Below are 329 nucleotides of genomic sequence, written 5' to 3'. Positions count from 1 at the left end.
CTGGCGACCGTGGTGTGCGACGACCACGGCGCGCTGCACCCGGACATGATGATCGGCACCGACAGCCACACCCCGATGATCAACGGCATCGGCGTGCTCGGCTGGGGCGTGGGCGGCCTGGAAGCGCAGACGGTGATGTTCGGCATGCCGACCATGCTGCGCATTCCGGACGTGATCGGCGTGCGCCTGAGCGGCGCGCTCTCGGACGGCGTCACCGCCACCGACCTGGCGCTGACCGTGACCCAGCGGCTGCGCGCGATCCAGGTGTCGGGCGAGTTCGTGGAGTTCTTCGGCCCCGGCGTCGCCACCCTGTCGGCCGGCAGCCGCTG

General features: G+C 71.4%; 1 protein-coding gene. It reads left to right on the top strand.

Going from position 1 to position 329, the window contains the following annotated elements; all coding sequences use genetic code 11:
- Positions 1 to 329, top strand: a 329-nt coding sequence (locus tag ACR6JA_RS22865) for an aconitase family protein (protein ID WP_494599770.1), incomplete at both ends; no start/stop codon positions are given.

It is taken from the genome of Cedecea sp. B1(4) (assembly GCF_059414925.1).
The sequence above is the reverse complement of the archived record's forward strand: the minus strand, read 5'-3'. Positions and strand labels throughout refer to the sequence as shown.